The sequence below is a fragment of the Streptomyces sp. RP5T genome, from assembly GCF_003933965.1.
GTDB lineage: Bacteria > Actinomycetota > Actinomycetes > Streptomycetales > Streptomycetaceae > Streptomyces.
This window is the reverse complement of the sequence record NZ_RSAJ01000649.1, coordinates 1-4,440: the sequence shown is the minus strand read 5'-3', so window position 1 is coordinate 4,440 and position 4,440 is coordinate 1. Positions and strand designations below refer to the sequence as shown.

2 protein-coding genes and 2 pseudogenes are annotated in these 4,440 nt (G+C 74.0%); 3 read left to right on the top strand and 1 reads right to left on the bottom strand.

The window, feature by feature from the left end:
* From EHS43_RS38380 to EHS43_RS38370, 3 genes and pseudogenes are all read left to right on the top strand, one after another.
* Positions 1-180 (top strand): annotated as a pseudogene (locus EHS43_RS38380) (sugar ABC transporter substrate-binding protein); the annotation flags it as partial.
* Between the two features lie 185 nt (positions 181-365).
* Positions 366-1,892 (top strand): annotated as a pseudogene (locus EHS43_RS38375) (serine protease); the annotation flags it as partial.
* A gap of 145 nt (positions 1,893-2,037) precedes the next feature.
* Positions 2,038-2,988, top strand: a complete 951-nt coding sequence (locus tag EHS43_RS38370) for a bifunctional riboflavin kinase/FAD synthetase (RefSeq protein ID WP_125195219.1) — start codon at positions 2,038-2,040, stop codon at positions 2,986-2,988.
* Positions 2,989-3,050: 62 nt separating this feature from the next.
* On the opposite strand, the gene EHS43_RS38365 is transcribed toward EHS43_RS38370, so the two are convergent.
* Positions 3,051-4,440, bottom strand: a 1,390-nt coding sequence (locus tag EHS43_RS38365) for a MinD/ParA family protein (RefSeq protein WP_148104204.1), incomplete at its 5' end; no start/stop codon positions are given.

The window sequence follows — 4,440 nt, the reverse complement described above, 5'->3', positions numbered from 1 at the left end:
CAGCTCTGGGACACTCCGCTCAAGGACCACGCCATCCAGAACACCCTCCAGTTCGTGCTCGGCAAGCGCCCGATGTCCGAGTGGAGCGCGTACGTCTCGGAGTTGAAGGCGAAGAACATGCAGCAACTCGTCGACCTGCACAACAAGGCGTACGACCGGTTCCGGAAGGAGAACGGATGACGAGCGGCGCGAGCCGGGTGCGGGCCGGCCTCGGCAGCGCGGGAGTGTGCGAGCCCCCGGCTGCTCCTGACCCTGCCGGGCGGCCGGCCGGCTCAGGACCGCCGGAGGGCCGTCATTCCCTCGCCCCCTCCTTCGGCACCGGCTTCCTCTCCCGCGCCGCCGCCCTGATCCACACTCTCCTCACCGTCGAGGCCCTGCTCCTCGTCGCCCGCCAGCACGGCACCCCCCAACTGGCCTGCCGACTGGAGGAGTTGCTGCACGCCCTCGACGCCGACCCGCACTCCTGGTGGGCGGCCCGCCTGTGCACCGAGACCCTGCTGCGGGTGCCCGACGCGACGCCGTACAGCGACGTCCTGCGGCAGCTCGCCGACCGTCTCGTGGCCCGGCGCGGCCAGGGGGAGCCGGTCCCGCCCGTGTTCGGGCCCGCCTTCTGGACCGCCCTGCGGCTCTCGCCGGGCACCCGCTTCGAGCTGCTGCGCCGCCTCCTCCTCGCCGACGGGCCGCCGCACGAACCCGGCCCCCGGTTCCTGGACGCCGTCGCGGAACTCCTCGCCGCCGACCCCACCGCCGTACAGCCGCAGCTCGCCCGCTGGTTCGACGACGAGCGGCCGTTGCCCGCGACCCCGCACGCGAGCGTGGCGAGGGCCGCGCAGGCGCTGCTGCACACGCACCGCAGCCGTGCCCTGGACGACCTCGCCGAGGTGCTCGTCGGCTGTGCGCACCGCCGGGCCGACGAACTGCTCGCCGTGCTGGCCGAGGAGGAGCCGTCGGCGGTGTGCCGGGCCGTGGACCGGTGGGCGCACGACGGGCAGCCGGCACGCCGGGTCGCGGCGGTGACGTACGGGCTGCGCGCCGCCCCGCACGTGCGCACCGACGCCGACCGCGAGCTCCTGCGCTACGCGGCCCTCGCCCTGCTGGCCCGCCCCGAGGACCGCTCCCTGCACGGCGGCGCGCTCGCCCTGCTGGTCCGCGATCCCCGCACCCGTGCCCGTCATCTCCCGCAGGCGCTCGGGCACTTCGCGGCCGGCGACCCGCAGTTCCCGCCGAGCGCACTGGTCCCCGCGCTCGCCACCGACCCCGATCCGGTCCTGGACGCCTTCCGGGAGCGGCTGCGCAGGCCGGGCGCCGGTCCGGCGCTGCGCACGCTCGCCGACGTGACCACGCCCGCCCTGGCCCGCCGGGTGGCCGGGCTGGTGCGGGAGGTGGTGGAGCGGCGCCCGGAGACGGCGGGAGACGTGGCCGCCTACGTCGACCGGCGCCTCGATCAGGGGCCCGCCGCCCGGGCCGTGCTCCTCCCGCTGGTCACGGGGCTGCTGGACGGCGGCCCCGAAGGGGTGCGCGCCGCTCTGGCGGCCGTGCTCGCCGGGCCCGGCGTTCCCGCCTCCCGCCCGCTGCGCCAGGAGCTCCTCGACCTCCTCATGGAGCACGAGAGGGAGCCCGCGGTCCTCGTCGCCCTGCTGCCCGCGGCCGCCGCCCGCACGGACGACGACATCCGCGACCTCGTCCACCGGATCGGTCTCCTGCTCGTCCGTACCCCGGAGGGCGCGACCCGCTTCGACCGCGGTCTCGTCGACCTCGGCCGGTATGTTCCCGGGTTCGCCGGGCTGGTGGCCGGCTGGCTCGCCGAGCGCCCGCAGGACTGGGCGGCGGTGGTCGGTCCCGGCACCCGGCGGATGATCGAGAACCTGGCGGGGGCGCGGGTTCCCGCCTGAGCCGGTGGTGCGGGGGCCGCGGACCCGCGTGCGTCGGGTCACAGCCCCCATGCCGATGCGGGCGACGGGCGCGCGGCATGGCACCCTTAGACCTGCGTAGTCGCAAGAGTCAATACGGACACGGGTTCGACGAGGAGCGGTCACAGTGCAGCGCTGGCGTGGCTTGGAGGACATCCCCGAGGACTGGGGGCGCAGCGTCGTCACCATCGGTTCCTACGACGGGGTCCACCGCGGGCACCAGCTGATCATCCGGCACGCTGTGGAGCGGGCGCGCGAACTGGGCGTCCCCTCCGTGGTCGTCACCTTCGACCCGCACCCCAGCGAGGTCGTCCGCCCCGGCAGCCACCCGCCGCTGCTCGCCCCGCACCACCGCCGCGCCGAGCTCATGGCCGAGCTGGGCGTGGACGCGCTGCTGATCCTCCCCTTCACCACGGAGTTCTCGAAGCTGTCCCCGGCCGACTTCGTCGTCAAGGTCCTGGTGGACAAGCTGCACGCCAAGGCGGTCGTCGAGGGCCCCAACTTCCGCTTCGGCCACCGGGCCGCGGGCAACGTCGACTTCCTCGTCGAGCAGGGCAAGACGTACGACTTCGAGGTCGAGGTCGTCGACCTGTACGTGACCGGCGCGGCGGGCGGCGGCGAGCCGTTCTCCTCCACCCTGACCCGGCGACTGGTCGCCGAGGGCGACGTGGAGGGCGCCGGGGAGATCCTGGGCCGTCCGCACCGGGTCGAGGGCGTCGTCGTGCGCGGGGCCCAGCGCGGCCGTGAACTCGGCTTCCCCACCGCCAACGTCGAGACCCTCCCGCACACCGCCATCCCCGCCGACGGCGTCTACGCCGGCTGGCTGCACACGCAGGGCGAGGCGATGCCGGCCGCGATCTCCGTCGGCACCAACCCGCAGTTCGACGGCACCGAGCGCACGGTGGAGGCGTACGCCATCGACCGCGTCGGGCTCGACCTGTACGGGCTGCACGTGGCGGTGGACTTCCTGGCCTATGTGCGCGGGCAGCAGAAGTTCGACTCGCTGGACGCCCTGCTGGAGGCGATGGCCGCCGACGTGCAGCGGTGCCGGGAGCTGATCGCGGGCGCGGGCTTCTGATCGAGAGCAGCAAAAAAAGGGGGCCGGCACCGTCACGGTGCCGGCCCCCTTTTTTTGCTGGGCTACTGCTGCGGCGGCTGACCCGCGTTCGGGTCGTACGGCGGCTGCGGGAAGCCGGGCTGCGGCTGACCGGGGTGACCTGGCTGGCCGGTCTGCCACGGCTGGCCGGGCTGGGCGCCCGGGAAGCCCTGGAACGGCGGCTGCGCGGCCGGGGGCTGGGGCTGCGCCTGCGGCTGGCCCGGCATCGGGGGAGCCATGGTCGGCGGCTGGTGGCCGGCCTGTCCCGTCCACAGGCCCTGTTCCTGCTGCGCCCGTACGAAGTCCTCGGCGACCATCGCGGCGAGGTCGAAGTACGCCTCCCGGACCTTCGGCCGCATCATGTCGAGGTCCACCTCGGCACCGGCCGCCAGGTGCTCGTCGAACGGCACGACGATCACTCCGCGGCAGCGCTGCTCGAAGTGGGTGACGATGTCCTCCACCTTGATCATCTTGCCGGTCTCGCGGACCCCGGAGATCACGGTGATGGACCGCGACACCAGGGACGCGTACCCGTGTGCCGACAGCCAGTCCAGCGTGGTGCTGGCGCTGCTCGCGCCGTCCACCGACGGCGTCGAGATGATGATGAGCTGGTCGGCGAGGTCGAGCACCCCGCGCATGGCGCTGTAGAGCAGACCCGTGCCCGAGTCCGTGAGGATGATCGGGTACTGGCGGCCCAGCACGTCGATCGCGCGCCGGTAGTCCTCGTCGTTGAACGTCGTGGACACGGCCGGGTCGACGTCGTTGGCGATGATCTCCAGCCCGGACGCCGCCTGGGAGGTGAACCGGCGGATGTCCATGTACGAGTTGAGGTACGGGATCGCCTGGACCAGATCGCGGATGGTCGCGCCGGTCTCGCGCCGCACCCGGCGGCCGAGCGTGCCGGCGTCCGGGTTCGCGTCGATGGCGAGGATCTTGTCCTGCCGCTCGGTGGCGAGGGTGGAGCCGAGCGCGGTGGTCGTGGTCGTCTTGCCCACGCCACCCTTGAGGCTGATCACCGCGATCCGGTAGCAGGACAGCACCGGGGTGCGGATGAGGTCGAGCTTGCGCTGCCTCTCCTGCTCCTCCTTCTTGCCGCCGAGCTTGAACTTCGACCCGCCGGGCGTGGGCCGGCTGCTCTTGGCCTTCTGCTTCTTGCTGTTGACGAGCCGGTCAGAGGTCAGCTCGACCGCGGCGTTGTAGCCGAGCGGCGCACCCGCGCCGGCGACCTGCTGCCGCTGGTCGTGCTGGACGGCGGCGGGCCAGGCGGCGCCGGTGCGCGGGTCCACGCCGGGCTGGCCGGGAGCACCCCCGTACGGGTTCGGCTGGGGCGCCTGCGGCGGCTGGGGCTGCTGCGGCTGCTGTCCCGGCTGGGCCGGCGGCATGGGCTGCCCCGGGGCGGGCTGCTGCGGGTAGCCGTAGCCGCCCGGGGTGGGC